Raw genomic sequence first — 3779 nt, 5'->3', positions numbered from 1 at the left:
CCCTTGAACCCAACCAACTCAACAAACGCAACAAACCCGACAAACCCAATCAACTCAAACTACTCACCCACCGCCAACGCCAACATCGTACGCGCCACACTATAATCATGCAGCGCCCTGTGGTGCTGGGTCTGTGCTTGCTGCACGGCCACCTGGGCATCCAGCAGGCTGACCAGGGCCAGCAAACCGCTTTCGTAACGATTGGCGACAATACGCAACCCCTCTTCGGCCTCGGCCACGGCCGTGCGGGCCACCTCGATGCTCTGCCAGGCACTCAGGGCTTCGTAGTAGGCCTGCTGGGTATCCACCCGTACCCCCGCCATCAGCTCTTCGCGCATGGCCGCGATTTTGGCCAGCAGGGACCGCGCCTCGGCGGTCCGGGCCGAAATGCGTCGGCCGCTGAACAGATTGACCTGCACCACGGCACCCACGGCATAGCTGTCCTGGGTGTCGCTGAAATCGTCCGAATTGATTTCGTAAGTGCCCTGTAGCGCGAGGGTGGGATAGTGGGCCGCCCGCGCCTTTGCCACCTGCCGACGGGCGATCTCTTCCTGCAACCGAATCTGTTGCAGATCGGGACGCTGCTCGAGGGCGCGCGCCGTCCAGTGCGTCAGATCCGCGGTCAAGGGCGCACCGGGGCCCGGCGCGGAAGTGAGCGTGACCGTGCCGTAGAGATCGTCGGAACGCCCCATGGCCGCCCCCAACCGGGCCAGGGCCACCCGCTCCCGGCTTTCGGCCTGCAACCGCTGCTGTTCCAGGTCGGCGATGCGCACCCGGGCCCGCAGCACGTCGCTTTTCACCGCCAGCCCGCTCCTTTCCCGATCCTCCACCACCTTCAGGTGGGCCTGTGCTGTTGCCAGGGCCTGGCGCACCACCGCCCGGTGTTCTTCGGCCAGCAGGCAAGCCGCGTAGGCCGTGGCGGCTTGAGCGGCCACTTCCTGCTCGGTACGCCGCAGCGCCAACTCAGCGGCCTGACGATTCTGTTGCGCCTGGCGCCAGCCGATCCAGCTCCGGCCGCCGTCGAACAGATTCCAGGTCAGGGTCAAGGCGGTGCGAAAATTGTTGATGGCATCGGGACTGTTGAGATTGGCCGGGGCGAAATCGGCCTGTTGAATCGCCCCCTGGTTGAGCCTGGTGCCGAAGGCCCAGAGGGGGCTGTTGGTACGCCCGAAGGTCTCGGACAGATCCACCTGGGGCAGCATGCTTGAACCGGCCTGGGTGACCCGGGCGCTGTCGGCATCCAGTTGATGACGGGCGGCCGCCATACGGGGATTGTGTTGCCGGGCCAGAGCGACCGCCTCTTCCAGGGTCAAAGGGTGGGGTGTGTCATCGGCCCGGGTGCCGGCCGGGCCCACCGTCCCCAGCCACCCGAGCACCAGCATCGTCCAAACGGCGGCGCGCCGCCATGCCTTCAACCGCATAAGGTCTCCCCAATGTGAAAGGCGTTATCGATTCGAGTGCACCCAACGGATGCAACCGGTCCTTCGTCTGCCACCGGGTAAGAGCCGCTAATCGCGCCGGGGTTACACGGCCGTACGGCAAGCCCCCGCCGCTTCACTCCAGAAAGGCGACATTTTGCGCAACCGCTCGATGATGGGCGGCAGTTTCTCGATGACCAGATCGATTTCCGCTTCGGTATTGTAGATGCTCAGACTGAAACGGATGGAGCCGTGGGCCGCGGTGAAGGGCACGTCCATGGCCCGCAGCACATGGGAGGGCTCCAGGGAACCGGAGGTGCAGGCCGACCCCGATGACGCGCAGATACCGAATTCGTCCATCATGAGCAGAATCGATTCCCCCTCCACGAACTCGAAGGCGATGCTGCTGGTGTTGGGCAGTCGATCGGCGGGATCGCCGTTGACCATGGCGTTGGGAATCCGCTCCAGCAGTGTCTGTTCCAGTTTGTCGCGCATCGCCTTGACGCGGGTGTTCTCCTCCTCCATTTTGGCCGCCGCCAGTTCGGCCGCCTTGCCCAGGCCGATGATGCCGGCCACGTTCTCGGTGCCGCCGCGGCGCCCGTTTTCCTGATGGCCGCCCAGCAGAAAGGGCGCGAATTTGGTGCCGCGGCGCACATAGAGGGCCCCCACCCCCTTGGGAGCATGCAGCTTGTGACCCGAAAGCGCCAGCATGTCGATCTTGTTTTCCGCCATCTGGATGGGCACCTTGCCCACGGCCTGCACCGCGTCGGTGTGAAAAACGGCACCGCGCTTGTGCACCCGCTCGGCCACCGCCTCCACCGGAAAAAGGACGCCGGTTTCGTTGTTGGCCCACATGAGGCTCACCACCGCGGTGTCGTCGCTCAGATGAGCGTAGAGATGATCCAGGTCCAGCCGCCCCTGGCGGTCCACCGGCACAAAGGTGACCCGGTAGCCGTTGCGCGCCAGGTACTCGCCCAGGTTCTTGACCGCCGGATGCTCCACATTGGAGGTGATCACATGCCGCTTGCCCGGGTTGGCGCGCAGGGCCGCCCAGATGGCCGTGCTGTCACTCTCGGTGCCGCAGGAGGTGAAGATGATCTCCTCCGGTTGGGCGCCCAGCAGATCGGCTGTTTTGGCCCGCGCCTCCTTGATCTTCTTGGCCACGTTGCCGCCGAAGGTGTACATGCTGGAAGGGTTGCCGTAATAGGTGGAAAAATAGGGCAGCATCTCCTCCACCACCTCGGGCGCCACCCGCGTGGTGGCATTGTTGTCCAGATAGATCGGCTTCATGAGGTCACCTCCTCCACAACCAGTTCCGGGGCCACCAGCTCCTTGAGCTTGGTCTCCACATAATCCTTGAGGGTCACCTCGGACATGGCACACGAGGCGCAACGCCCCGTGAGTTTGACCATCACCCGGTTGCCGTCCACATCCACCAGTTGAATGTCACCCCCGTCCTGATTCAAGGCCGGCTTGATCTCCCGCTCCAGGGTCTCCTCGATCAACCGAATCTTCTGAATATTGGTCAACACCTTGGGCTTGGCAGGCGCTTCAGCCCCACCGCCGTTGACCCGGTCGATGATCTCCTGGATGGTGTCATGGCACTTGCCGCAGCCGCCACCGGCCTTGATGTAGTTGGTGATCTCCTCGATGGTGGTCAGGGCGTTGTCGCTCAAGGCCCGCTCGATCTGGCGATCGGTGACCCCGAAACACTCGCACACCACGTTGCCTTCCGGCTGCTTGTCCGGCTCGCCGCGATAGCAGGCGATGGCCTTTTCCAGCGCTTCCTGCCCCATCACCGAACAGTGCATCTTCTCCTTGGGCAGTCCGCCCAGGTATTCGGCGATGTGATCGTTGGTCAACCGCTCGGCTTCTTCCACGGTCTTTCCGACGAGCAGCTCGGTCAAGGCCGATGCCGAGGCGATGGCGCTGGCACAGCCGAAAGTTTTGAATTTGGCGTCGACGATGCGGCCGTCGTCGCCGACTTTAAAGGTCAATTTCAATGCATCCCCGCAGGCCATGGAGCCCACTTCGCCCACGCCGTCGGCCCCTTCCACTTCGCCCACGTTGCGGGGGTTGAGAAAGTGTTCTTTGACTTTATCGGAATATTCCCACATAGCGTCCTCCCCGAGGTTGTCGTTTACGTACAGCATTTCCACCCAGATGAAACGGTCGCGCCAGTTGCAATACCAAAACAAACATAACGATTCCGCATAATAAGCATAAAATCAAGAATGAAAATGGCACCACGCCGATTCGACCCGCGCAGGGGCAGCATCAAAGCTGCGAACATTCGAAATCAGATGTCGGTTGTATGGTGCGTTGAGCGACCCCCGGCGGGTGGGCCGGGGGCCTGTGTGC

General features: G+C 62.9%; 3 protein-coding genes. All 3 read right to left on the bottom strand.

Annotated elements, in window-relative coordinates; genetic code table 11:
* Nucleotides 1-59 precede the first annotated feature (59 nt).
* A complete protein-coding gene (locus MRX98_RS21490; protein WP_246915121.1) occupies nucleotides 60-1421 on the bottom strand; it encodes a TolC family protein in 1362 nt (453 codons plus the stop codon).
* 102 nt (nucleotides 1422-1523) lie between these two features.
* Nucleotides 1524-2708 (bottom strand): cysteine desulfurase NifS, encoded by a 1185-nt coding sequence (gene nifS / locus MRX98_RS21485; protein WP_246915119.1) that lies wholly within the window; start codon nucleotides 2706-2708, stop codon nucleotides 1524-1526.
* On the bottom strand, nucleotides 2705-3535 hold the full coding sequence (gene nifU, locus MRX98_RS21480) for a Fe-S cluster assembly protein NifU (protein ID WP_246915116.1): 831 nt from the start codon (nucleotides 3533-3535) through the stop codon (nucleotides 2705-2707). The genes nifS and nifU overlap by 4 nt, the downstream gene beginning before the upstream one ends.
* Between the last annotated feature and the right edge of the window lie 244 nt (nucleotides 3536-3779).

Origin of the sequence: Desulfatitalea alkaliphila (genome assembly GCF_022968795.1) — a bacterium.
GTDB lineage: Bacteria > Desulfobacterota > Desulfobacteria > Desulfobacterales > Desulfosarcinaceae > Desulfatitalea > Desulfatitalea alkaliphila.
The sequence above is the reverse complement of the archived record's forward strand: the minus strand, read 5'-3'. Positions and strand labels throughout refer to the sequence as shown.